The organism is Mesorhizobium sp. WSM4849, assembly GCF_055811385.1.
Window position 1 is genome coordinate 116,889 of record NZ_JBVVPW010000009.1, and the last position, 21,183, is coordinate 138,071.

The window sequence follows — 21,183 nt, forward strand, 5'->3', positions numbered from 1 at the left end:
GCAATTTATGTCCTTGGGATCGAGTCCCCTCTTATCGCAAGCGCGAAGGCCGATACACCCACCAAGCGACGAAAAACGATGGAAAGGGTGCAGCAACCAGCGAAAGATCGCTACTCGATCCGCAGGTTTCAAGCGGCTCAGGAGAAACTGTCGTAACCGGCACGGCCTTCGTCCAGAAGCCGCCTGATCGCGCCGACGCCGCCCGCGATGTCCTCTCGCCGACTCGGCTGTGAAACGCCGAAACGCACGCCGTGGAAAACCTGCTCGGAACGGCCCGCCTTGAACTCGTCCTCATCATCGATAAGCACGCCATGTTCGAGACAGGCATTCTTGAACGTGCCGGAAAGCCATGGATCAGGCAGGGTGAGCCAGACAAAGGGCACATTGTCCACGGCCTTGAAGTCGAACCCGGCCAGCGTCTCGCGCACGATCGCAATGCGCGCATTGATCTCGACGATGCTGCGCTTGCGCATCTCGCTGGCCTGGCCGGACAGCACCAGCCGGCTACACACTTCCGCCAGCAGGAACGGGAGGCCGCCCGTCAGCATCTTGTGAGCGACCCGGATCCGGTGGCGATAGGCCGGCGGACAGGCGAGCCAGCCGCCGCGAACACCAGCCGCGACGGATTTCGACAGGCCGCCGGCAACGATGGTCCGTTCGGGGGCATATTCGGCCAAGAGCGGCGTCGGGTCGTCGGTCAGATCGCCATAGAGATCGTCCTCGATCAGGACGACATTGTATTCGCGCGCGACGCGCGCGATGGCCTCGCGCCGCGTTGCCGACAGCGTCACCAGTGTGGGGTTCTTGGCCGTCGGCATCAGGAACAGCATTTTCGGGTGTTTTTGCGCGCAGACGCGCTCGAAATCGTCTGGATCGATGCCTTCCTCGTCGGACGCCACCAGCGCGGTCCGGCGGCCGATCAGGCCGGCGCTGCGTGAAATCTGCGAGTAGGTGAGGTGCTCGAAGACGACATAGTCGCCAGGTGAGGTCAGTGCGGCAATCGCCGCCATAACCGCGGCATGGGTGCCGAGCGTCGGAACGATCCCAGCAGAGCTTGGGCGAAACGAATTCCGCGACAGCCAGTTGCAGCCGGCCTCGGACCAGCGGTCGGGAAAATCCCGCGTATAGCTTGAAATCTCATACGGATGGTCCTGCGCCGCACGCGAGAGCACATCGGCGACAATGTCGCCCTGGCCAATATCAGGCGCGGCCGTGCTGTCGAAGCGCAGCTTGCCGAGAGGCGCATCGATAGAGCGCGTGCCTTCCACCTGCGGATCGGGCGCCAACAGATCGGTTTTGGTGTCATGCCGGCCCAGGACATAGGTTCCGCGTCCGACTTCGCCGCTCACCAGCCCCCGCTCGCGCAGCAATTGGTAGGCCCGGCCAACCGTGCCGACGGTCGTGCCGATGTCGTATGCCAGATCGCGCTGCGGCGGCAGTTTTGCCCCCGCATCGATCACGCCGCGGTCGATGTCCGTTTCAATGGAATCTGCAAGCCGTTGATACAGGGGCCCGGAGCCGGACTTAAGGTCGGGAAGCCAATTTGTCATGGTGACAATTTTCTATATTGCACCGAATTGAGAGTCAATACATATCGATTTCGCAATAAAAAGGTACAATCTCGAATTCTGGTGGCAAGAAAATGGCTGCAATAGATACAATCCGTTACACGAGAGCTGGATTGCCCGGAGGCCGGCAAGGCTACATCCGCCGCCTGGTGCGCACGGTCCAGTCACTCGCAAACCGGATCGGCAGCCTGCTGGATCGCAGGCGCAGCCGTCTGGTCTTGCTGGAAATGACCGACGATCAGCTCAAGGACATCGGCATCTCGCGCGCCGATGCCCATCGTGAGGGTCTGAGGCCGTTCTGGGACTGAGAATGCGTCTCGCGTGCCCCCGTCTCGAATAGCGGCGTGGTATATCGGCAGGCCCACCAGGCTGGCGATCTGCAGCAAGCGGGCCGTGACGCTACGCAGCCGCACCGCAGGCCGGATTGCCTGTTTGCCAGCGCGCGATGTCCGAACCGATGCGTTCACCGAGCGGCTCGTTCATCAGCGGACCGTAGACGTCGACGCGGCGTGAATTGCCTTGCGCCTGCACGACCAGCAACGGCTTTCCGCCATAGTGCTTGGCTGGGACCAGCAGGAAGCGCGGTGTGCCGGTGAATGAATTCAGCTCATTGGCCATCTGATAGGGCTTGAAGGCGGGATCCTTGCTGGCGATCCAGCATTTGTGGGCGGCGATCGCCACCTGTTCCATGGCAAGCAGTGCCGCGCTCTTACCCGAAGCCGCCGGCGCGTTCTTCGGCTTCGATTGGCAGGAGGCGAGCACAAGGCCGACGGTGGCGACGAGAGCGAGGCGGGCAATCGTCTGTCTCATGGTCAGGCGGCGCCTATTTCGAGTTCGGAAAAGGGATGAGCGCCGAAGATATCAAGCGGCGATGCCGAGGGCACTTTCGAACAGTGCCCGGCCGTCGCTGCCGCCATGCGCCGCTTCGATCAGGTTCTCGGGATGCGGCATCAGGCCGAGCACATTGCCCTGGCCGTTGATGATGCCGGCAATGTCGTTTATCGAGCCGTTGGGATTGGTGCCTTCCGCATAGCGGAACACGACCTGGCCTTCGCCTTCGAGCCTGCGAAGCGTCTCGGCGTCGGCAAAGTAATTGCCGTCGTGATGCGCCACCGGCGAGCGGATGATCTGGCCCGGCTGATAGCGGCGGGTGAACATCGTGTTCGCGTTGGCGATCTGCAGCTTGACTTGCCGGCAGACGAATTTCAGCGATGTGTTGCGCATCAAGGCGCCCGGCAGCAGCCCGGCCTCGACCAGGATTTGGAAGCCGTTGCAGACGCCGATGACCATGACACCCTTGGCCGCCTTTTCGGCGACCGCCCGCATCACCGGCATGCGCGCGGCAATGGCGCCGCAGCGCAGATAGTCGCCGAAGGAAAAGCCGCCGGGAATGGTGATCAGGTCGACGTCGGGGATTTCGGTGTCGGTCTGCCAGACGGTGACCGGTGGCGTTCCCGAAATCTTGGTCAGCGCCGCGATCATGTCGCGGTCACGGTTGAGGCCTGGCAGGAGGACGACGGCTGATTTCATTTTGGTTCGTAAGGCCTCTGGGCTTCGGCAAGTTCGCGCAGGTCTAAGCGCGTTCAATATGTTCCAGGCACTCGTCCTCGCGAGCCAGCACGCAGTAGATGTTCTTCACGTCACCCTCGGTGGCAATGAGGTGGCCGCGGATGGAGCCGAGTTCGGACCTTACCTCCCCGAGCGTCAAATCCATCCTGTCCAGCCGCGACTGAATGGACCTGAGGACTTCAAATATCAAGCTTCCATCAAGCTCGGCCATCTGCCCTCCGGCACAACCTCAGGTAATGGCCACACTATAGTTCTCAATCACCGTGTTCGCCAGAAGCTTGTCGCACATGGCTTTGAGATCGGCCTCCGCCTTGGCCTTGTCGCTCTCCGCAAGCTCGACGTCGAAGACCTTGCCCTGCCGCACCTGGCCGACGCCGTCAAAGCCCATTCCGGACAGCGCATGTTCGATCGCCTTGCCTTGCGGGTCGAGCACGCCGTTCTTGAGGGTTACGGTAATGCGGGCCTTGATCACGCTGGACATGCTCCTGTTCGAAGTATTGCGCGGCAAAAAACTCAGTGCGGCTTGCCTTTAACGCCATCGGTCGAGGCGACGAGCACCGGCCCGGCGGGGCGCGGCGGCTCGTTCTCGTTCATGATGCCAAGGCGGCGGGCGACTTCCTGATAGGCTTCGACGAGACCACCCATGTCGCGGCGGAAACGATCCTTGTCGAGCTTGTCCTGCGTCGCCACGTCCCACAGACGGCAGGAGTCCGGCGAGATCTCGTCGGCAACGACGATGCGCATCATGTCGCCTTCGAACAGCCGGCCGCATTCGATCTTGAAGTCGACGAGCTGGATGCCGACGCCCATGAACAGGCCTGAAAGGAAGTCGTTGACGCGGATGGCCAGCGCCATGACGTCGTCGATCTCCTGCGGGCTCGCCCAGCCGAAAGCGGTGATGTGCTCTTCAGACACCATCGGGTCGTCGAGCGCGTCGGCCTTGTAATAGAATTCGATGATCGAGCGCGGCAGCACGGTGCCTTCCTCGATGCCGAGACGCTTGGCCAGCGAACCGGCAGCCACGTTACGCACCACCACCTCGAGCGGGATGATCTCGACTTCCTTGATCAGCTGCTCGCGCATGTTGAGCCGGCGGATGAAATGGGTCGGAATGCCCATCCGGTTGAGATGGTTGAAGATGTGCTCGGAAATGCGGTTGTTGAGCACGCCTTTGCCATCGACGATTTCGTGCTTCTTTTTGTTAAAAGCGGTCGCGTCGTCCTTGAAGAATTGGATCAGTGTTCCCGGCTCAGGTCCCTCATAGAGGATCTTGGCCTTGCCTTCATAAATGCGGCGGCGATTTTTCATCTGATCTTTTCTCTGGATTTCCGGGCAGGCGGCATGCGACCAGTTCCTGTCCGTTTGCCTAAATTAGTGCGGCAACGGTAGGGGTTCAATGCCGGTGTCTATCCCAATCACACTGTTTGCTCAATCGGCAAATCCTTTCAATCACCGCTTTCCGGAATGAAATGCCGCAGCGCAGCAAGTGACATACCATATTGACCGGCCCGCGGGCTTTTGGTTTGTGCTGCGGCAATACACATATTTCGACTGCCAACGAATCGGATTTGACCGGAGGGATGCCATGAGCAGCATGAAAGATCGCGAGGAGGGCTTCGAGCGCAAGTTCGTAATCGACGAGGAACTCCGGTTCAAGGCAGCGGCCCGCCGCAACAAGGCGCTCGGCCTGTGGGCCGCCGAAAAGCTCGGCAAGGCCGGGGCCGACGCCGAAGCCTATGCCAGCCAGGTCGTCCTCGCCGACATCGAGGAAGCCGGCGATCACGACGTTTTCCGCAAGATCCGCAAGGATTTCGACGAAGCCGGGGTCGCCCAGTCGGACCATCAGATTCGCCGCACCATGGACGATCTGATGGCGCAGGCAATCGAGCAGATCAAGAACACCTGATCCTTGCTCTGAGCCAATTGACTCACTGGACCAATCGACCGCCTGGTCTCTCCAGGCGGTTTTTCTTTGCCTTTGCGGTCGTTTCCGGCTGAACTGCATTAGAGCGACATGCATCCATTCGGACGCACAAAGTACGCTCTAAAACTTTGAGTCCTCGCATCGGGCTTTCCGATTTTTTGGGCCGATGCGAGCGAATAAGGAAGGCGCCCATGTCCCTGAAGTCACGCCTTGCGGCCGATGAAACGTTGTGCACCGCATGGTCTGGCGTGCCTGATGCCCTGACGGTCGAGATTCTTGCCAGACAGGGTTTCGATGCCGTCACGCTCGACATGCAGCATGGCGGACATCACGAGGACAGCGTGCTGCGCGGCCTTGGGCCGGTGCTGGCCGCCAACAAACCGGCGCTGGTGCGCATTCCGGTCGGCCGTTTCGACATGGCCAGCCGCGCGCTCGATTTCGGCGCCGAGGCGGTGATTGCGCCGATGGTGAATTCGGTGGCGGACGCGCGGCTGTTTGCCGCCGCCATGAAGTACCCGCCACTCGGCGAGCGCTCCTGGGGCCCGACCTATGCCTTTCCGCGTCATGGCAAGGGCGACTATGCCGACTGGCTGCGCGACAGCAACGAGCGCACCATGGCCTTCGCCATGGTCGAAACGCGCGCCGCCCTCGATGCGCTCGACGGCATCCTCGACACGCCGGGTATCGATGGCATCTTCCTTGGCCCATCGGATTTCTCGATTGCCTGGTCGAACGGCGCCGCCGTCAACTCGACGCTCGAAAGCATGATGGAAACTGTTGCCTCGATCGCCGAGCGGACACGCAAGGCCGGCAAGCATGCCGCAATCTACGTCATCGAGCCGGCCATCGCCGGCCGTGTGGTGTCGATGGGCTATCGGCTGCTCGCGATGGGTTCCGAGCATGCGCTGATCGGTCTGGGGGCAAAGACCCTGCTGAAGAGCGTGAGGGACTCGATCGGCCCCTAAAGCGCGTCGCATTGAAGGGATGCAACGCGCTTAAAGTCTTTGTTTCATGCATGTCGTTGTCCCAAAACCGCTGCGCACTTTTGGGCGACATGCACTAAAGGCCCGTCAGGAACTTGGCAAAAGTCATCGATCCTTCGGGCCATGGGCCGAAGCCGGAATCCGCATTGAGATGGCCAGCATCGCCGGCATCGATGAACAGCGAGCCCCAGGCGCCGGCAATGTCCTCGGCCACATCGAACATGCAGAACGGATCGTTGCGGCTGGCGATCACCACCGAGGGAAATGCCAGCGGCTCGCGCGGGTAGGGACCGAAGGTCATCAGGTGCCTGGGTTTTATCTTGGGATTGGCGACGTCGGGCGGCGCCACGAAGAAGGCTCCGGCGATCGGACGCTGGAACTGCGGCATTGCCTGTACTACGGCGGCGACGCCGAGCGAATGCGCGACGATAACGACCGGCCGTTCGGCCTCGTTGACCGCCTTCGCCACGCTCGCCGTCCAGTCTTCGCGCACCGGCTTCGACCATTCCGCCTGCTCGACACGGCGCGCCGTCGACAATTTCGATTGCCAGCGGCTCTGCCAATGGTCGGGGCCGGAATTGGTGTAGCCCGGCACGATGAGAATGTCTGCATCCCTGACTTTCATGGCGCGCATGTAGCGAGGGACACGGTTTCGTGCAACCGCGCATGATCCCAAAAAGTGTGAAGCTGTTTTTGGACAAGATCATGCGCAAAACAGGTCTGATCGGTGCGATACTCCCAAATAGTGAACACCATGTTCGCTTCTTGCCGTCTTGTGTGAACGATCGCGATCGACGATCTGTCATCGGGAAAAGCAAAAGCCGAGTAAATGAGAACCTGGAACTAACACGACGAACAATGGTAGGTGGCGCCGGGCTCCTGGCTTTGGGGATCTCGTCGAAGGCCGCCCAAACGGAGACTTTGATGAGCGAACTGCCTTTTGCCGCCACGACCCCGGTCAGCGTTGCCCGCGTCGGGTTGCACGCGCGGAATGCCGAAAGCCTGGCCGCTTACTATCGCAACGTCGTCGGTCTGCGGGAACTGAGCCGCGCCGGCGGCACGATCACGCTGGGCGCCGCCAATCGTCCCTTGCTCGACATCGAGGCGGATACAGCGGCGAAGCCCGACGATCCGCGCAGCGCCGGCCTCTTCCACACAGCCTTCCTGCTGCCCAGCCGGACCGATCTCGGGCGCTGGATCAACCATGCCATTGCCAACAAGATCGGCATCGAAGGCGCATCGGACCATCTGGTCAGCGAGGCACTTTACCTGACCGATCCTGAAGGCAACGGCATAGAGATCTATGCCGACCGCCGCCATGAGGACTGGAAGTGGAATGGCGACAAGATAGCGATGGCGACCGAACGGCTGAATATTTCGTCGGTAGTCGCCGACGTGCCGGCCGGCGATGCCGGCTGGCATGGCATGCCGGACAACAGCATCATCGGCCACGTCCATCTGCGCGTCGGTCGCCCGGAAGACGCCGAGGCCTGGTGGCACCAGGAGTTCGGCTTCGACACGGTGGCGAAATATGGTAGCGCGGCGGTATTCCTGTCGTCAGGCGGCTACCACCACCACATCGGCGCCAATTCGTGGCAGAGTGCCGGCGCCGGCCGTCGCGATCCTTCCCGGTCCGGTCTGGCCTGGGTCGAAATGCGTTCCGATAATGTGAGTGAGGCAAGCACCCGCGAGGATCCGTGGGGAACGGTGATCAGGACCGTTCCCGGCAAGGCTTGAGCGTTCTGGAAGCCTGTTAGAGCCGGGCCTTTTCCAACAAGCGGCCGAGCATGAGCAGGCCCGCCGGCCAAAGGCCGAGGCGGGTTTCGTTGCCCATATGGCCGAGATCGCCGGCGTCGGCGAGGTCCGCGCCCCAGGCGGCGGCGAAGGCGGTCGCCTGGTCGAAGGTGACGCGCGGATCGGTACGGCTGGCCACCACCAGGGTCGGAAACGGCAAGCGTTTCAGCGGCATCGGCGCAAAAGGGCGAACCTGGTCGAAGGAAGGATCAGGGTCTTCGACATTGGTTGCGGCAACCAGCAACGCGCCCGCCACCTTGTTGAGCTGGCTTTCGCTGGCGCTGGCCGCCCACTTCACCGCCGTCGCCACCGCCAGTGAGTGCGCAAGCAGCACCACGCGCCGAGGTGCCGCGGCAATCGCTGCGTCCACCCGGCCAATCCAGTCCTCAGGGGTCGGCCTGTCCCATTCGGCCTGCAGCACGCGGCTCGAATTGGAGAACGCCCGGCACCAATGCGACATCCAATGATCCGGCCCGGAATTGCCGCGTCCTGGCAGGGCGAGAAAATCGAATTCTCCAGGCGCGGAAATCATCACGCTTCCCCGAACACACGCTTGAAGATCGTGTCGACATGCTTGGTATGATAGCCGAGGTCGAATTTTTCACGAATCTCGGCTTCGGGCAAGGCTGCGGTTACCTCTTTGTCAGCCAAAAGTTCCTCAAGGAAATCAGCGCCTTGCTCCCACACTTTCATGGCGTTTCTCTGCACCAGCCGGTAGGCGTCCTCACGGCTGACACCGGCCTGGGTCAGCGCCAGCAGCACGCGCTGCGAATGCACGAGGCCGCGGAACTTGTTCATGTTCTTCAGCATGTTGTCGGGATAGACGAGCAATCTGTCGATGACACTGGTCAGCCGCGACAGCGCAAAATCGAGCGTCACGGTCGCATCCGGGCCGATCATGCGCTCGACCGACGAATGCGAGATATCGCGCTCGTGCCAGAGCGCCACGTTCTCCATCGCCGGTAGCGCGAAGGAACGCACCATGCGCGCAAGCCCCGTGAGGTTTTCGGTAAGCACCGGGTTGCGCTTGTGCGGCATCGCCGACGAGCCTTTCTGTCCGGGCGAAAAATACTCTTCCGCCTCCAGCACCTCGGTGCGCTGCAGATGGCGGATCTCGATCGCCAGCCGTTCGATCGACGATGCGATGACACCGAGTGTCGCGAAGAACATCGCGTGGCGGTCGCGCGGGATCACCTGCGTCGACACCGGCTCCGGCTTCAATCCGAGTTTCGTCGCCACATGCTCTTCGACATAGGGATCGATGTTGGCGAAGGTGCCGACAGCACCTGATATGGCGCACGTCGCAATATCCTCACGCGCGTGCACCAGCCGTTCGCGGCAGCGCGAGAATTCGGCATAGGCCTGCGCCAGCTTGACGCCGAAGGTGGTCGGCTCGGCATGGATGCCGTGGCTGCGGCCGATGGTGATTGTGTCCTTGTGTTCGAAAGCGCGGCGCTTGAGTGCCGCAAGCAGGCCGTCGACGTCGGCCAGAAGGATGTCGCTGGCGCGGGTGAGCTGCACGGCAAAGCAGGTGTCGAGAACGTCCGAGGAGGTCATGCCCTGATGGATGAAGCGGGCATCCGGCCCGACGAATTCGCTGAGATGGGTGAGGAAGGCGATGACGTCGTGCTTGGTGACACGCTCGATCTCGTCGATGGCATCGACGTCGAACTTCGCGGCCCCGCCCTTTTCCCAGATAGTTTTGGCGGCCTCCTTGGGGATCACGCCGAGCTCGGCCAGCGCGTCGCAAGCGTAGGCCTCGATCTCGAACCAGATGCGGAACCGGGTGTCGGGCGACCAGATGGCCACCATTTCCGGCCGGGAGTAGCGAGGGATCATCCGTCAGTCCTGACTTGCGAGTGCGTTCGCCCGCGTCCTAACAGAGCCGGACAAAATCCTCAACGCTGCTGCCGCGCAAACCAGATGCTGGCGAGAGCCAGCGCGATGAAACCGAGGGGAAAATAAAGCCGGATGCCCAGAACGATGAATTGATAGAACGCCGTCGCCACGGTGTGCACGAACTGGATGGACCAGGCGATGGTCAGTGCGGGTTCATGCCACTGGGCATAGTAGGAACGGTATTGCAGCGCAAAGAGCCACCGGTGAAGCCGATCGTAATGGCAAGAAGGCAGACAAACGCGGCCACCAAGGCAACTTGCCAATGCCGTCCGAGCGAGACGAGCCGCGCCAGGAACAGGCCCACCGGAAAAGCGAGCGCACCCCCGGCCGCATAGAGCAACGAGACGAAGCGGACCTTTGCCGGAGTCTCCCAGTCGTCCAACAGCAGATTGGCAAGCGCGCTGGCGCCCATCGCTGCGGCCCATAGCAGGGCGCCGCAAACCGCGGCGCGCGCGATGGCAACGCCTTGCCGATACGATCCAGTCGGTTGTGTATGGCGTGGAGCGGCGTCACAGCCGGCCGGTTACCGCGATCCAGCGATAGTCCGGCCCTTCGAAGCCGTACTGGCGCACCGCGATCAGCACGGCATAGGCGCTGAGGCCCTGCATGGAAAATGTCTGCACCGCGCCGATCCGATAGCCGTTCGGGCAGCCTCTGCTCTTAGGGATCGACTTGTCTTGGTGCAGGAGCTCAGTCTTGCCGCCGTCTTTCGCCTCGATTCGCAGCAAGCGAAAGCCGTTGATCTCGCCGAGGCTCTGGCAGGCTTCCGTGTCGTTCATACCGATCTCGTCGAGCCGCAACTCGAGCGGATCATCGACCGGCGAAAAGATCGGCCGCGGGTTGACCACCATGCGGAACGGATCGGCCGAAAGCTCGGTCACCGGGTTGGAGCCGGCGGTGATGCCGCGATTCGCGGTCAATTCCGCCTGCTTGATGATAGCTTCGCCTTTCTGCCGAGCTGCAAGGCGCGCCGCGTCGAGGGTTGCGTTCTCGTTGTCAAGCCGCACCCTGATCGGCGTGCCCTTGAGAAAACTGTCGTCGGCCGTGTCGATGTAATAGCGATTGGCATAGGGGAATCCCGACCCGTCCTGGACCCCATATTCCTCGAAGGCGAAGATGCCGCCATCTCCAGTGAAGCCGAGGATTTCAAGCTCGGCGACGTCGCCGGCATGCGCGGCGAGCGAGATTGCAAACTGGGCAAGGAGGGAAACGGCAAACAGGGCAAGAATTCGCATCGGATTTCCGTTTGAGCAGTCAGCGTTGTTTCGACCACTATCACGACATGGTCAAAACGTCGTGCCCTCTGAGACGCAGGCCCAATGCATCCAATCGCGCTGTCATTTGTTTATGTTGGCAGCTTCAAATGGAGAACCCACAATGACCGATGCAGCCAGCATTCGCGAACATATGGAAGTGATCGGCGCCGACGGCGTCCATGTCGGCACCGTCGACAAAGTTGAGGGACAACGAATCAAGCTGACCAAGCGCGACAGCGGCGAGGGCGCTCACAGGGGGCATCACCACTTCATTCCGCTCAGCCTCGTAGCCGAAGTCGAGGGCCAGAAAGTGCGGCTGTCGGCAAAATCGGATGTTGCGGTCACATTCGAGGAAGAGAAATCCGACCCCACCTGATCACGGCCAATAATGACGACCCCCTTTTTGATTACGGCAGCGCGCATTCAGCGCGACGACCAGACCGGAAACAGGTCGCCATCGGCTGGCGTCGCGGCAAAGACGCCGCGGCTGATGGCGCGCGCCATGGTGGCGCCTGCCGCTGCGTAGAGGTCGATGGCGTCATTGGGCGCGAGCTCGATGCCGCTCTTGCCGGTCGCCAGCGCGAAAACCAGATCCCCGTCGGCCGGCGTGTGTGTCGGCCAAATGGCGCGCACGAAGCCGTCATGCGCTGATATCGCCAGGCGTTTGGCGGCGGCCTTGGTGAGGACAGCGTCCGTGGCGATGATGGCGATGGTCGTGTTGCCGCCGACCTTCGCCCGTTTCCCGATATGCTTGTCGCGAAACTTCAGCAGGATCGTTTTCGCGTCCTCCGGCATAGGCGAGGGATAGCCAAGCCCGCCGAACTCGTCGCCGATCTCGAAGGGCGCTGCCCAGAAGTGGCGTGTTTGGGCGATCGTCACCGAGCCGGTCGGATTGACGGCGGCGAGCGCGCCGATGGTGACGCCGCTGTCGAGCACCGTCGAGGCCGATCCGAGGCCGCCCTTCAGGCCGGAACTCAACGCACCACTGCCCGCGCCGACAGTGCCGAGCGGAAAATCGATGCCGACTGCCTGTGCCGCCTCATAGCCGAGATCGCGATAGGGCGGATAGCGACCCCAGTCCTTGTCGCCGCCATTGCGCAGGTCGAACAAGATCGCCGCCGGCACGATCGGCACGCGAAAGCCGCCGACCTCGACACCGATGCCCCTTTCACGCAGTGCCGCCTGTACGCCCGCGGCGGCGTCGAGACCGAAGGCCGAACCGCCCGAAAGCACCACAGCATGGATCGCCTCGATCGAATTGTGCGGCTCGAGCAGGTCGGTCTCGCGGGTGCCCGGCGCACCGCCCAGGATCTGGACACCGGCCACCGCCGGTTCGTCGCAGACGATGGTGGTCACCCCGGACTTCAGCCTCACGTCGGAAGCGTTGCCGACGCGCAGGCCGGCGACATCGGTGATGAGATTGCGCGGCCCTGTCCGAAACATCATTTGGCCTCCGCCGGCACGAAATGCGCGCCGTCGAAACGGAAGACCCGATAGAGGTTCTCGGTCAAGTCGCCCTTGCCGTCAAAGCGGATAGGCCCGATCGCGGAGCTGAAGTCATGCGCGGTAAGCGCATCGGCCAATGGCTTGCCGGAGGTTTCCGCCAGCGCCGTCGCCGCTTCGGCGATCTCGACCGCCGCAAAGGCCGGCAGCGTGTAGCCGTCCGGCACGATCTTGTGCGCGGCAAAGCTGTCGAGCACCTTGGAGGCGGCGACATCATCCCATTCGGGCGGCGCGATCATCAGCGTGCCCCTGGCATAAGCCACGTCGCCGGGCGGTGTGCGCAGCGCTTCGCCGCCGGCAAAGGTGATTCCGGCATCGAGCTGGCCGGCGTCGCGACCCATGATGGCGATGTCGTCGCCGTCGCCGCCGGCGAAGACATGCGTTGCGCCGGCTTTCCTCAGCCGCCCGATCAGCCCGATCTGGTTGTCGAGCTGCGGCCGGAATGTGTCGACGAACACCGGTTTCAGCGCCGCCTGCTCGGCTGCCGCCCGAAGCGTCTCGGCGATTTCGCGGCCGTAGATGGTGCCGTCGTCGACGACGGCGAACAGTTCGTTCTGCCATTGGCGGGTGAGGATGGAGGCGACTGCGTTGCGCTCGTCGTCGCCGCGCGGCCCGAGACGAAAGATCGGCCAGCCGGTCTTGGCGCGCCGGTCGGTCAGGCTTTCGGTGCGCACGCCGACGGTGATGACCGGTATGTTGGCGTCCTTCAGGATCGGCAGTGCCGCCTCGATCGCCTCGGTGCAGAGGAAGCCGACGACCACGCCGACTTTCGCCGCAGCGAATTCCCTCGCCGCGGCAGCCCCGCCATCGGCCGTGCAGGCGTCGTCGACAACCTTGAGTTGAGCGCCGTTCGCCGCTGCCGCCAGGCCAGCGCCCGCCTCGATCTGCTTGCCGAGGATCGCCGACGGCCCGGACAGTGGTGCTGCGACGCCGACCAGCAGCGTCTCAGCGTTCGCATCACCAGCGAGAGACAGCCAGGCCAGCACCGCTATTGTCGTTGTCCTGGGTCGCATGCGAGCGAAGAATTCCTCTGCCCCGGTCGCCTGTTTGCCGGGGCCACTTCCTGCCAAGACCTAAAGGCTGGTCAGCTTTCACGCAACACGCGAAATTCAAGATGCATGTCAACCACTTCGCTTGTGGCATGCAATATGCCGCCATATATAGCGGTTCGGTTCACCTCGCTTCAAACCAATGGAAATCGCCGGTGCTGAAGAAGAACGACATAGGGCCGCAGGCCTATCGCGACGCGATGAGCCATTTTGCCGGCCACGTCCATGTGGTTACCACCGACGGTCCCGCCGGCAGGCGCGGTGCGACTGTCATTGCAGCCTGTTCGGTCTCGGACACGCCGCCGACCATCCTGGTCTGCCTCAATTGCGAAAATCCCAAGAATGAGCCGTTCGTGAAGAATGGCAGGTTCGCCTTGAACACGCTGGCTTCGGACCAGGAGGCGCTGTCGGTCGGCTTTTCCGGCCTCACAGGTCTGCCCGTCGAGGAACGTTTCGCGTTGGGCGATTGGGACGTGATCTCGACCGGTGCGCCGACGCTGAAGGGCGCGCTCGCAGTGTTCGACTGCGAACTGATCGACACCAAGGATCTGGCCACCCACCGTGTGCTTTTTGGCAAGGTGACAGGCCTGCGCACCGGCGATAATTTGCGGCCGCTGATCTATCACGACCGCGGCTATCACGCTCTGTAGAGGCCCTGGATGGCTGCACCCACGGAGAGAGAATGACCGAGTTGAAACCACGCCCGGCGCCGCCGACGATCGACGAGACTCTCGATCTGCTGACCGGTGCGGACTATATGGCGGATCGGTCACTGGCGACCGTGCTGTTCTTATCGCTGCGCATGAAGCGGCCGCTGTTCCTTGAGGGCGAGGCCGGCGTCGGCAAGACCGAGATCGCCAAGGTGCTGGCGCAAGCGCTCGGCCGCCGGCTGATCCGCCTGCAATGCTATGAAGGCCTCGACGTCTCGTCCGCCGTCTACGAGTGGAACTACGCCGCGCAGATGATCGAGATCCGCATGGAAGAGGCGGCCGGCAAGGTCGACCGCTCCGACATGGAGCGCAACGTCTTTTCCGAAAAATACCTGATCCGCCGCCCGGTGCTCGACGCACTGACCGGCAAGGCGGGCGCCGCCCCGGTCTTTCTGATCGACGAGCTCGACCGCACCGACGAGGCCTTCGAGGCATTCCTGCTCGAAATTCTCTCCGACTTCCAGGTGACGGTGCCCGAACTCGGCACGATCAAGGCGCAGGAACCGCCGATCGTCATCATCACCACCAACCGCACCCGCGAGATCCATGACGCGCTGAAGCGCCGCTGCCTCTATCACTGGGTCGACTACCCGAATGCCGAGCGCGAGCTGGAGATAGTGCGCAGAAAAGTACCGCAGGCCAACAGCCGGCTGTCGGCAGAGGTGGTTTCGTTCATTCAGAAGCTGCGCCAGATCGAGCTGTTCAAGGTGCCGGGGGTTGCCGAGACCATCGACTGGGCAGGCGCGCTGACCGAACTCGACAAGGTGGCGCTCGATCCGGAAACCGTTTCCGACACGATCGGCGTGCTGTTGAAATACCAGGACGACATTGCCCGTATAGAACAGGGCGAAGGCCGGCGCATCCTCAACGAGGTGAAGGCCGAGCTTTCGGCGGCGGAGTAGGCGATGGCAACGCCGCGTCCCGAACCGAAAGAGGCCACGCCCGATGGGAGGATCGCCGATAACATCGTCTATTTCGCCCGCACCCTACGCAAGGCCGGCATGCGGGTCGGCCCGGCCTCGGTAAAAGATGCGATCGAGGCGGTGCTGGCCGCCGGTATCGGCTCTCGCGACGATTTCTACTGGACGCTGCACGCCGTACTGGTGTCGCGGCACGAGGATCACCCTACCTTCGACGAGACTTTCCGGCTGTTCTGGAAATCGCACGAGCTGATCGAAAAGATGCTGGCGATGTTTTCGCCAGTTGCGCCGAACAGTCGTGAGAAGCAAAAGCCGCGGGCTGCGGAAACCCGCGTCAGCCAGGCAATGTTCGAGGGCCACCAAAAGAACCAGCCGGTGCAGGAAATCCCCGAGATCGAGGTCGACGCTCGCTTCACGTTTTCCGGGAACGAGGTGCTGAGGGGCAAGGATTTTGCCCAGATGAACGCCGCCGAGATGACTGACGCCAAGAAGGCGATCGCCGAGTTGCGGCTGCCCTTCGACATGGTCAGGACACGGCGTTTCAAATCCAACGCGCATGGCCGACGTATCGATCCGCGCGCCATGATGCGCTCGGCCGCGCGGACAGGCGGCGAACTGATCCTGCCGAAATTCCGGTCGCCGCGCGAGGTTCACCCGCCGCTGGTCGTGCTTGCCGATATTTCCGGTTCGATGAGCCAGTACACGCGCATTTTCCTGCATTTCCTGCATGCGCTGACGGAAAAGCGCCGGCGCGTGCACGCCTTCGTCTTCGGCACCAGGCTGACAAATCTGACGCGGCAGATGCGCCATCGCGATCCTGACGCGGCACTCGCCGATTGTTCGGCGGCGGTGATGGACTGGTCGGGCGGCACCCGTATCGGCGATACGCTGGCCGAATTCAACCGGTTGTGGTCGCGGCGTGTGCTGGGGCAGGGCGCCGTGGTTCTCCTGATCACCGACGGGCTGGAGCGTGACGACGTTGCCGGCCTGTCGGAGGAAATGGAACGCCTGCACAAATCCAGCCGGAGGCTGATCTGGCTGAACCCGCTGCTGCGCTTCGACGGCTTCGAGGCGCGCGCCCGCGGCGTCAAGGCGATGCTGCCGCATGTTGACGAATTCCGCTCGGTGCACAATCTCGACGCGCTCGCCGATCTGTGCGCGTCGCTGGACAAGAATTCGGCGCGCTCCGTCGACCCACGCAGATGGATTGAGGGTGGCGCGAGAAGCGCCGCATAGCCATATGTTTCCTCCGGGAGAAACGGTGATGGAAAACAGCATTTATCTTGATGAGGCGCGCGATCCGCTGATCATTGCGGAAGGCTGGATGAAAGACGGCAAGGATGTTGCCATTGCTACCGTGGTCGAGACCTGGGGCTCGGCGCCGCGCCCGGTCGGCAGCCACCTTGTCATCGACGCGGAAGGCAATTTCCACGGCTCCGTCTCGGGTGGCTGCGTCGAAGGCGCGGTGGTCACCGAGGCGATCGATGTCATCGACAGCGGCAAAGCAAAGATGCTGGAGTTCGGCGTCGCCGACGAAACCGCCTGGCAGGTCGGCCTGTCCTGCGGAGGCCGCATCAAAGTCTATGTCGAGCGGTTGGGTTAGAAGCATGATCCCGAACCAAAGGTCCGCGTCAGCGAAAAGTGGGAACCGGTTTTCGGACAAGATCATGCTCAAACAAGAGATCTTTTGATGGATCCATATGCGCTGAAAACGCTGAACGTCGAACGCCGCGCCCGCCGCGCGGCGATCTTGGTCACCGATCTCGGCGACGGCCGCGACCGCATCGTGCGCGAGGGCGATCAGGTCGCCGGCGAATTGGGCGCTGCGATCGCCAAGGCGTTTCGGTCAGGCAATTCGGGCTCGGTCGAGGCGGAAGGGCGAACCTTCTTTCTCAACGCCCACCTGCCGCAGCCGCGCCTGATGGTGATCGGCGCCGTCCATATCAGCCAGGCACTGGCGCCGATGGCCAAGATCGCCGGCTATCCCGTCGAGATCGTCGATCCGCGCACGGCCTTCGCCACATCAGACCGCTTTCCCGATGTCGCGCTGCATGCCGAATGGCCGGAGGATGTGCTTTCGCGCCAGCCGCTCGACAGCTATACGGCGTTGGCAGCCGTCACCCATGATCCGAAGATCGATGACTTCGCGCTGAAGGCGGCGCTCGACGCCAACTGCTTCTATGTTGGGGCGCTTGGCAGCCGCAAGACCCATGCTAAGCGCGTCGAGCGCCTGCTGGCATTGGGCGCGACCGCCGACCAGATCGCCCGCATCCACGCGCCGATCGGCTTGGACATTGGCGCTGCCAGCCCGGCAGAGATCGCCGTCGCGGTGCTGGCGCAAGCGATCAAGGCATTTCGTTCGCGCGGCTTCGAAGCGAAGGACGCGGCGGCGTGAAGTTTGGGCCGATCCCCGTAGATACGGCTGAAGGCGCGGTGCTGGCGCACGCCACCACCGCCGGAGAACGGCGCTTCCGCAAGGCGCATCGGCTGAACGCCGATGATGTATCTTTGCTCAAGGCAGCAGGGATTTCGGAGGTTGTCGCGGCTGTTCTCGCTCCCGACGATTTGAGCGAGGACGCTGCCGCCGAAAAGATCGCGGACAGCATGATTCATCGCAACATCGAGGCCAAGTCCGCTTCGACCGGCCGGGTTAATCTCCACGCTCAGGCGGCCGGCATCTTCACCGTCGATGCGGCGATGATCGACGCCATCAACGCCGTTGATCCGACGATCACCATCGCCACCTTGGCGCAGCACGCGCCGGTTGAAAAGGGCCAGATGGTTGCAACGGTGAAGATCATTCCCTTCGCGGTCAGCTCCATGCTGGTCGATTCGGTGGCGAGGATCTGCGCCGGCGGCGAGATCTTTGCCGTCAATGTCTATCAGCCGGTCCGTGTCGGCGTCATCCAGACGGTTCTGCCCGGCATCAAGCAGAGCGTGCTCGACAAGACGTTGCGTGTCACCGAAGCCCGCTTGGCGCGGTCGGGCGGCCGGCTGACGGCGGAGCGCCGCACGCCGCACGACGTTGGCACCGTTGCGGAGGCTGCGGTCTCGCTGGCGCGCGATAACGACATGGTGGTGATCTTCGGCGCCTCGGCGATGAGCGATTTTGGCGACGTCGTCCCGGCGGCGATCGAGAAGGCCGGCGGCATCGTCATCCGCGCCGGCATGCCTGTCGATCCTGGCAATCTGTTGGTGCTCGGTACGCTTGGCGGCAAGCGCGTCATCGGCGCACCGGGCTGCGCCCGCAGCCCCAAGGAGAACGGCTTCGACTGGGTTCTTGACCGGTTGATCGCCGGCCTCGACGTGACGGCCAAGGATATCGCCGGCATGGGTGTCGGCGGTCTGTTGATGGAAATCCCGACGCGGCCACAGCCGCGCGAGCCGCTGCCGGCCAGAGCCGAGTTGAAGGTCGATGTCGTGCTGCTGGCCGCCGGCCGCTCCAGCCGCATGGGCGGCCCGAACAAGCTGCTGGCGCTGTTCGACGGCAAGCCGCTGGTCCGCCGCACCGCCGAGCGCGCGCTCGGCTCGAAAGCCTCTGATACAATTGTCGTCACCGGCCATCAGCGCGAGCGCGTGCGGACAGCGCTGTCGGGCCTGGACATCACCTTCGCCGACAATCCGGATTTCGCTGACGGCCTGTCTTCGTCGCTGAAGGCCGGCATCGCGAAAGTTGCCGGCGACGCTGCCGGTGCCATGATCGTGCTTGGCGACATGCCTGGCGTCGCGTCAGCCGATCTCGACAGGCTGATCGATGAATTCCGCAAGTCCGAGGGCCGATCGGTCGTGCGCGCCTCTCATGAGGGAGAGCGAGGCAACCCGGTGCTGTTGCCGCGCTCACTGTTTGCGGCGATCGCTCATCTCGAAGGCGATACCGGCGCGCGCCATCTAGTCGAGGCCGAAGGGCTCGATGTCGTCGATGTCGAGATCGGCAAGGGTGCGTCGATCGATGTTGACACCCGCGAGGCGCTGGAAGGCGCCGGCGGCGTGCTGCAGGATTGACAAACCGAGGCCGAAAAACGCATCCCTGAGGGATGGCTCTCCGTTTACAGCTTCTGACCTTGATTTTTCTTTTGTTTTCGGGTTTGGCGTACGGTCAAACGCTGTCGCTAAAGCCCTTCAAGGACGACCTGTTCGCCTATCCGGCCATCCTCTCTTCCGAGGGCGCCTATACTGTCGTCGACTATCGCGAGCTGCGCGATATCAACGCTCGCGACAAGGTGCCGGAGCGCCGCGCGCAGCCGCGATATGTCGACACCGGTGTGCGCAAGGTGCAGCAGGATCTGCTGCTGAAGACCGACGCCGGCAATATCCGCCACGTCGCCGTCGGTCGCACGCAAGGTGCTGCCATCATCGTGCTCTATTTGCATGGACAGGGCGGCAGCCGTAAGCAGGGCGTCGACGATTTCACCTTCGGTGGCAATTTCAACCGCATCAAGAACCTGATGGCCGGCAATGGCGGCCTCTATCTGTCGCCGGACTTTTCCGATTTCGGCGACAACGGCGCGGACCAAATCGCCGCGCTGATCGGTCACTATGCCGAACGGTCGCCGGACGCGAAGATCTTCGTTGCCTGCGGCTCGATGGGCGGCGCACTGTGCTGGAAGCTTGCCGCCCGCAAGAATACGGGCGGCCGCATCGACGGGCTGCTGCTGCTCGGTTCGCTGTGGGATGAAAGTTTCTTCTCGAGTCTGGCCTTCAAGCGCCGTGTTCCGGTCTTCTTTGGCCAGGGCAGCAAGGACCCGGTGTTTCCAGTCGAGAAACAGGAAGGCTTCTTCCGTTCGATCCTGACCAAATCGAAAACCTATCCGGCCCGCTTTGTCCGCTTCGAGACGGGCACACACGGTACGCCGATCCGCATGACCGACTGGCGCGGCACGCTCAACTGGATGCTGTCGAAGGCTCCTTAAGGCGCGGTGTTGTAGTCCACCACCGTCTGCGGGTTGATCTCGCCGTCATAGGAGGCGTCGACATCGAACTGCACCAGCGAGAAATTGCCGTTGCGAAACAGATAGGTCCCGACTGACGAGGCATCGCCGACGCCGCGCCACTTGTTGAGCGACGAGATCGTCTTGGTGGCGTCGTCATATTCGGAATTGACCAGCTGGTCGTCGGTCTGGAAGCCAATGACGTTGATCGCCTCGACCTTACCTTCGCTATTGTTGTTCTCATAGTGGATATCGAGTTCCGGCGAGGCGAACTGCAACTGCCGGACGCCTGATACGTCGTCGTAGACATAGTAGACGACACTCTCATTATAGGCGGCCATCGAGCAGAAAAAGCGGAATAGCCGCGTCTCGAGTTCCGGCTCGTCGGCCTCGGAGCCCGGATACTTGTAGCGGAGGGAGTAGGCGTCCGGCTCTGCCAAGGGCTCGCCGCCTGGCATTTCCTTGTCGCATTGTTCGCCATAGGTGGCTGCAAACGCTTTCTTGACCTGCTCCAGCGCCGCATCTTTCTTCGGCGGCGGCGGTCCGTCGCCGCAGCTTGCCGGCACCGCGTCCTCGAAATCGGCCTTGGATGGTTTCAGCGCGCCCTTGTCGATGAAGATCGGGCGGAATGGCGGTTCCTGGATCTGGGCGTTGATCTGGCGCAACGTATAGCAACCGGCAAAGACATTTTCGCTGCCGTCCTTGGCTGTCGCCCGGATGGCGACCGGAACATTGTAATAGATGCTGCCGGCCGCACCGTCTTCGGACACACCACCGGTTTTGACTTCGACGGTGTCGGTGCCGTCATAGCCTTTAACGAAGGCGCCGAAATCCTTGGCCGGCTTGGTTTCGCCGAAATAGTCCCAGGCGCGCGCGAATTCTTGCCGGTTGATGGCGCTGTAGAACGAGCGGATGACCGCTTCGGCGTTCGACCTGTCGTCGACATAGGGCGCTTCGGCGGCGAGCACTGGCTGGCCTGTCACGGCAAGGGAGAAAAAAGCGGTCGCTGCGAAAAGGGCGCTTCTCATCGGGAATCTCCACCAGATGGGAATCCTATCATACCGATTGCGGCGACGTGGT

The 21,183-nt window shown here is 62.6% G+C and carries 26 protein-coding genes; 12 read left to right on the forward strand and 14 right to left on the reverse strand.

What is annotated here, in order from left to right; translation table 11 throughout:
* Positions 1–137: 137 nt before the first annotated feature.
* Positions 138–1,550 (reverse strand): aminotransferase-like domain-containing protein, encoded by a 1,413-nt coding sequence (locus tag AC0L3L_RS12140; protein ID WP_473637720.1) that lies wholly within the window; start codon positions 1,548–1,550, stop codon positions 138–140.
* Positions 1,551–1,642: 92 nt separating this feature from the next.
* Here AC0L3L_RS12140 and AC0L3L_RS12145 point away from each other — a divergent pair, with 92 nt between their 5' ends.
* Positions 1,643–1,876 carry a DUF1127 domain-containing protein gene (locus AC0L3L_RS12145; RefSeq protein ID WP_473637721.1) on the forward strand — a complete coding sequence of 78 codons (234 nt, stop codon included), beginning with the start codon at positions 1,643–1,645 and terminating at the stop codon, positions 1,874–1,876.
* A 91-nt stretch (positions 1,877–1,967) separates the two neighbouring features.
* Here the strand turns inward: AC0L3L_RS12145 and AC0L3L_RS12150 are convergent, their stop codons facing one another.
* From AC0L3L_RS12150 to purC, 5 genes are read right to left on the reverse strand one after another with little or no spacing between them, the layout of a single operon-like run.
* A complete protein-coding gene (locus tag AC0L3L_RS12150) occupies positions 1,968–2,378 on the reverse strand; it encodes a hypothetical protein (protein WP_473487918.1) in 411 nt (136 codons plus the stop codon).
* A gap of 51 nt (positions 2,379–2,429) precedes the next feature.
* On the reverse strand, positions 2,430–3,098 hold the full coding sequence (gene purQ / locus AC0L3L_RS12155; protein WP_352934825.1) for a phosphoribosylformylglycinamidine synthase subunit PurQ: 669 nt from the start codon (positions 3,096–3,098) through the stop codon (positions 2,430–2,432).
* A 43-nt stretch (positions 3,099–3,141) separates the two neighbouring features.
* Positions 3,142–3,348, reverse strand: coding sequence for a hypothetical protein (locus tag AC0L3L_RS12160; protein ID WP_473637722.1), 207 nt, complete (start codon positions 3,346–3,348; stop codon positions 3,142–3,144).
* A gap of 18 nt (positions 3,349–3,366) precedes the next feature.
* Complete coding sequence (purS, locus tag AC0L3L_RS12165) at positions 3,367–3,609, reverse strand: phosphoribosylformylglycinamidine synthase subunit PurS (RefSeq protein WP_023798246.1); 243 nt, start codon at positions 3,607–3,609, stop codon at positions 3,367–3,369.
* A gap of 41 nt (positions 3,610–3,650) precedes the next feature.
* Complete coding sequence (purC, locus tag AC0L3L_RS12170; protein ID WP_023674725.1) at positions 3,651–4,445, reverse strand: phosphoribosylaminoimidazolesuccinocarboxamide synthase; 795 nt, start codon at positions 4,443–4,445, stop codon at positions 3,651–3,653.
* A 277-nt stretch (positions 4,446–4,722) separates the two neighbouring features.
* On the opposite strand from purC, the gene AC0L3L_RS12175 reads away from it, so the two are divergent.
* Positions 4,723–5,043 carry a DUF1476 domain-containing protein gene (locus AC0L3L_RS12175; protein ID WP_027154189.1) on the forward strand — a complete coding sequence of 107 codons (321 nt, stop codon included), beginning with the start codon at positions 4,723–4,725 and terminating at the stop codon, positions 5,041–5,043.
* Between the two features lie 209 nt (positions 5,044–5,252).
* Positions 5,253–6,026: an HpcH/HpaI aldolase family protein gene (locus AC0L3L_RS12180; RefSeq protein WP_473528263.1), complete on the forward strand. Its 774-nt coding sequence runs from the start codon at positions 5,253–5,255 to the stop codon at positions 6,024–6,026.
* Between the two features lie 94 nt (positions 6,027–6,120).
* Here AC0L3L_RS12180 and AC0L3L_RS12185 read toward each other — a convergent pair whose 3' ends face one another.
* Positions 6,121–6,669, reverse strand: a complete 549-nt coding sequence (locus tag AC0L3L_RS12185; protein WP_473637724.1) for an RBBP9/YdeN family alpha/beta hydrolase — start codon at positions 6,667–6,669, stop codon at positions 6,121–6,123.
* Between the two features lie 299 nt (positions 6,670–6,968).
* Between AC0L3L_RS12185 and AC0L3L_RS12190 the strand changes: the two genes are divergently transcribed.
* Positions 6,969–7,781 carry a VOC family protein gene (locus AC0L3L_RS12190; RefSeq protein WP_473637725.1) on the forward strand — a complete coding sequence of 271 codons (813 nt, stop codon included), beginning with the start codon at positions 6,969–6,971 and terminating at the stop codon, positions 7,779–7,781.
* Between the two features lie 16 nt (positions 7,782–7,797).
* On the opposite strand, the gene AC0L3L_RS12195 is transcribed toward AC0L3L_RS12190, so the two are convergent.
* From AC0L3L_RS12195 to AC0L3L_RS12210, 4 genes are all read right to left on the reverse strand, one after another.
* Entirely contained in the window at positions 7,798–8,370 is a 573-nt protein-coding gene (locus AC0L3L_RS12195) for an RBBP9/YdeN family alpha/beta hydrolase (protein ID WP_473637726.1), read from the reverse strand.
* Positions 8,370–9,677 carry an adenylosuccinate lyase gene (purB, locus tag AC0L3L_RS12200; RefSeq protein ID WP_473637727.1) on the reverse strand — a complete coding sequence of 436 codons (1,308 nt, stop codon included), beginning with the start codon at positions 9,675–9,677 and terminating at the stop codon, positions 8,370–8,372. Before purB ends, AC0L3L_RS12195 begins: the two co-directional genes overlap by 1 nt.
* 202 nt (positions 9,678–9,879) lie before the next feature.
* The gene (locus AC0L3L_RS12205; RefSeq protein ID WP_473637728.1) at positions 9,880–10,149 is read right to left on the reverse strand and encodes a hypothetical protein; all 270 of its coding nucleotides are present in this window, start codon (positions 10,147–10,149) and stop codon (positions 9,880–9,882) included.
* A gap of 97 nt (positions 10,150–10,246) precedes the next feature.
* A complete protein-coding gene (locus AC0L3L_RS12210; protein WP_473637729.1) occupies positions 10,247–10,972 on the reverse strand; it encodes a DUF2259 domain-containing protein in 726 nt (241 codons plus the stop codon).
* A 142-nt stretch (positions 10,973–11,114) separates the two neighbouring features.
* Between AC0L3L_RS12210 and AC0L3L_RS12215 the strand changes: the two genes are divergently transcribed.
* Positions 11,115–11,369 carry a DUF2171 domain-containing protein gene (locus AC0L3L_RS12215; protein WP_473528256.1) on the forward strand — a complete coding sequence of 85 codons (255 nt, stop codon included), beginning with the start codon at positions 11,115–11,117 and terminating at the stop codon, positions 11,367–11,369.
* 47 nt (positions 11,370–11,416) lie between these two features.
* On the opposite strand, the gene AC0L3L_RS12220 is transcribed toward AC0L3L_RS12215, so the two are convergent.
* Both AC0L3L_RS12220 and AC0L3L_RS12225 read right to left on the reverse strand, forming a co-directional pair.
* Positions 11,417–12,436: a P1 family peptidase gene (locus AC0L3L_RS12220; protein WP_473528275.1), complete on the reverse strand. Its 1,020-nt coding sequence runs from the start codon at positions 12,434–12,436 to the stop codon at positions 11,417–11,419.
* Entirely contained in the window at positions 12,436–13,509 is a 1,074-nt protein-coding gene (locus AC0L3L_RS12225) for a branched-chain amino acid ABC transporter substrate-binding protein (protein WP_473528255.1), read from the reverse strand. The genes AC0L3L_RS12220 and AC0L3L_RS12225 overlap by 1 nt, the downstream gene beginning before the upstream one ends.
* 191 nt (positions 13,510–13,700) lie before the next feature.
* On the opposite strand from AC0L3L_RS12225, the gene AC0L3L_RS12230 reads away from it, so the two are divergent.
* The 7 genes from AC0L3L_RS12230 (at position 13,701) to AC0L3L_RS12260 (ending at position 20,085) form a co-directional block, all read left to right on the forward strand.
* Complete coding sequence (locus AC0L3L_RS12230) at positions 13,701–14,195, forward strand: flavin reductase (RefSeq protein ID WP_123150093.1); 495 nt, start codon at positions 13,701–13,703, stop codon at positions 14,193–14,195.
* Positions 14,196–14,227: 32 nt separating this feature from the next.
* Positions 14,228–15,157 (forward strand): AAA family ATPase, encoded by a 930-nt coding sequence (locus AC0L3L_RS12235; RefSeq protein ID WP_123149974.1) that lies wholly within the window; start codon positions 14,228–14,230, stop codon positions 15,155–15,157.
* A gap of 3 nt (positions 15,158–15,160) precedes the next feature.
* Positions 15,161–16,411: a vWA domain-containing protein gene (locus tag AC0L3L_RS12240; protein WP_473637730.1), complete on the forward strand. Its 1,251-nt coding sequence runs from the start codon at positions 15,161–15,163 to the stop codon at positions 16,409–16,411.
* A 28-nt stretch (positions 16,412–16,439) separates the two neighbouring features.
* Positions 16,440–16,778: an XdhC family protein gene (locus tag AC0L3L_RS12245; protein ID WP_065008152.1), complete on the forward strand. Its 339-nt coding sequence runs from the start codon at positions 16,440–16,442 to the stop codon at positions 16,776–16,778.
* A gap of 87 nt (positions 16,779–16,865) precedes the next feature.
* Complete coding sequence (locus tag AC0L3L_RS12250; RefSeq protein ID WP_473487931.1) at positions 16,866–17,570, forward strand: XdhC family protein; 705 nt, start codon at positions 16,866–16,868, stop codon at positions 17,568–17,570.
* A complete protein-coding gene (locus AC0L3L_RS12255) occupies positions 17,567–19,177 on the forward strand; it encodes an NTP transferase domain-containing protein (RefSeq protein WP_473637731.1) in 1,611 nt (536 codons plus the stop codon). The genes AC0L3L_RS12250 and AC0L3L_RS12255 overlap by 4 nt, the downstream gene beginning before the upstream one ends.
* 32 nt (positions 19,178–19,209) lie before the next feature.
* A complete protein-coding gene (locus tag AC0L3L_RS12260; protein WP_473637732.1) occupies positions 19,210–20,085 on the forward strand; it encodes an alpha/beta hydrolase in 876 nt (291 codons plus the stop codon).
* Here AC0L3L_RS12260 and AC0L3L_RS12265 read toward each other — a convergent pair.
* Complete coding sequence (locus tag AC0L3L_RS12265; protein ID WP_473637733.1) at positions 20,082–21,131, reverse strand: DUF1176 domain-containing protein; 1,050 nt, start codon at positions 21,129–21,131, stop codon at positions 20,082–20,084. The two genes, AC0L3L_RS12260 and AC0L3L_RS12265, sit on opposite strands and share 4 nt — an antisense overlap.
* Between the last annotated feature and the right edge of the window lie 52 nt (positions 21,132–21,183).

Excerpts from the sequence above, each read along its gene's own strand:
- AC0L3L_RS12180 (WP_473528263.1), top strand. The coding sequence starts at position 5,253 with ATGTCCCTGAAGTCACGCCTTGCGGCCGATGAAACGTTGTGCACCGCA.
- AC0L3L_RS12160 (WP_473637722.1), bottom strand. The coding sequence starts at position 3,348 with ATGGCCGAGCTTGATGGAAGCTTGATATTTGAAGTCCTCAGGTCCATT.
- AC0L3L_RS12195 (WP_473637726.1), bottom strand. The coding sequence starts at position 8,370 with ATGATTTCCGCGCCTGGAGAATTCGATTTTCTCGCCCTGCCAGGACGC.
- AC0L3L_RS12260 (WP_473637732.1), top strand. The coding sequence starts at position 19,210 with ATGGCTCTCCGTTTACAGCTTCTGACCTTGATTTTTCTTTTGTTTTCG.
- AC0L3L_RS12215 (WP_473528256.1), top strand. The coding sequence starts at position 11,115 with ATGACCGATGCAGCCAGCATTCGCGAACATATGGAAGTGATCGGCGCC.
- AC0L3L_RS12265 (WP_473637733.1), bottom strand. The coding sequence starts at position 21,131 with ATGAGAAGCGCCCTTTTCGCAGCGACCGCTTTTTTCTCCCTTGCCGTG.
- AC0L3L_RS12150 (WP_473487918.1), bottom strand. The coding sequence starts at position 2,378 with ATGAGACAGACGATTGCCCGCCTCGCTCTCGTCGCCACCGTCGGCCTT.
- purC (WP_023674725.1), bottom strand. The coding sequence starts at position 4,445 with ATGAAAAATCGCCGCCGCATTTATGAAGGCAAGGCCAAGATCCTCTAT.
- AC0L3L_RS12190 (WP_473637725.1), top strand. The coding sequence starts at position 6,969 with ATGAGCGAACTGCCTTTTGCCGCCACGACCCCGGTCAGCGTTGCCCGC.
- AC0L3L_RS12225 (WP_473528255.1), bottom strand. The coding sequence starts at position 13,509 with ATGCGACCCAGGACAACGACAATAGCGGTGCTGGCCTGGCTGTCTCTC.
- AC0L3L_RS12235 (WP_123149974.1), top strand. The coding sequence starts at position 14,228 with ATGACCGAGTTGAAACCACGCCCGGCGCCGCCGACGATCGACGAGACT.
- AC0L3L_RS12220 (WP_473528275.1), bottom strand. The coding sequence starts at position 12,436 with ATGTTTCGGACAGGGCCGCGCAATCTCATCACCGATGTCGCCGGCCTG.
- AC0L3L_RS12145 (WP_473637721.1), top strand. The coding sequence starts at position 1,643 with ATGGCTGCAATAGATACAATCCGTTACACGAGAGCTGGATTGCCCGGA.
- AC0L3L_RS12175 (WP_027154189.1), top strand. The coding sequence starts at position 4,723 with ATGAGCAGCATGAAAGATCGCGAGGAGGGCTTCGAGCGCAAGTTCGTA.
- AC0L3L_RS12140 (WP_473637720.1), bottom strand. The coding sequence starts at position 1,550 with ATGACAAATTGGCTTCCCGACCTTAAGTCCGGCTCCGGGCCCCTGTAT.
- AC0L3L_RS12210 (WP_473637729.1), bottom strand. The coding sequence starts at position 10,972 with ATGCGAATTCTTGCCCTGTTTGCCGTTTCCCTCCTTGCCCAGTTTGCA.
- AC0L3L_RS12250 (WP_473487931.1), top strand. The coding sequence starts at position 16,866 with ATGGATCCATATGCGCTGAAAACGCTGAACGTCGAACGCCGCGCCCGC.
- AC0L3L_RS12205 (WP_473637728.1), bottom strand. The coding sequence starts at position 10,149 with ATGGGCGCCAGCGCGCTTGCCAATCTGCTGTTGGACGACTGGGAGACT.
- AC0L3L_RS12240 (WP_473637730.1), top strand. The coding sequence starts at position 15,161 with ATGGCAACGCCGCGTCCCGAACCGAAAGAGGCCACGCCCGATGGGAGG.
- AC0L3L_RS12245 (WP_065008152.1), top strand. The coding sequence starts at position 16,440 with ATGGAAAACAGCATTTATCTTGATGAGGCGCGCGATCCGCTGATCATT.
- purB (WP_473637727.1), bottom strand. The coding sequence starts at position 9,677 with ATGATCCCTCGCTACTCCCGGCCGGAAATGGTGGCCATCTGGTCGCCC.
- AC0L3L_RS12185 (WP_473637724.1), bottom strand. The coding sequence starts at position 6,669 with ATGAAAGTCAGGGATGCAGACATTCTCATCGTGCCGGGCTACACCAAT.
- purQ (WP_352934825.1), bottom strand. The coding sequence starts at position 3,098 with ATGAAATCAGCCGTCGTCCTCCTGCCAGGCCTCAACCGTGACCGCGAC.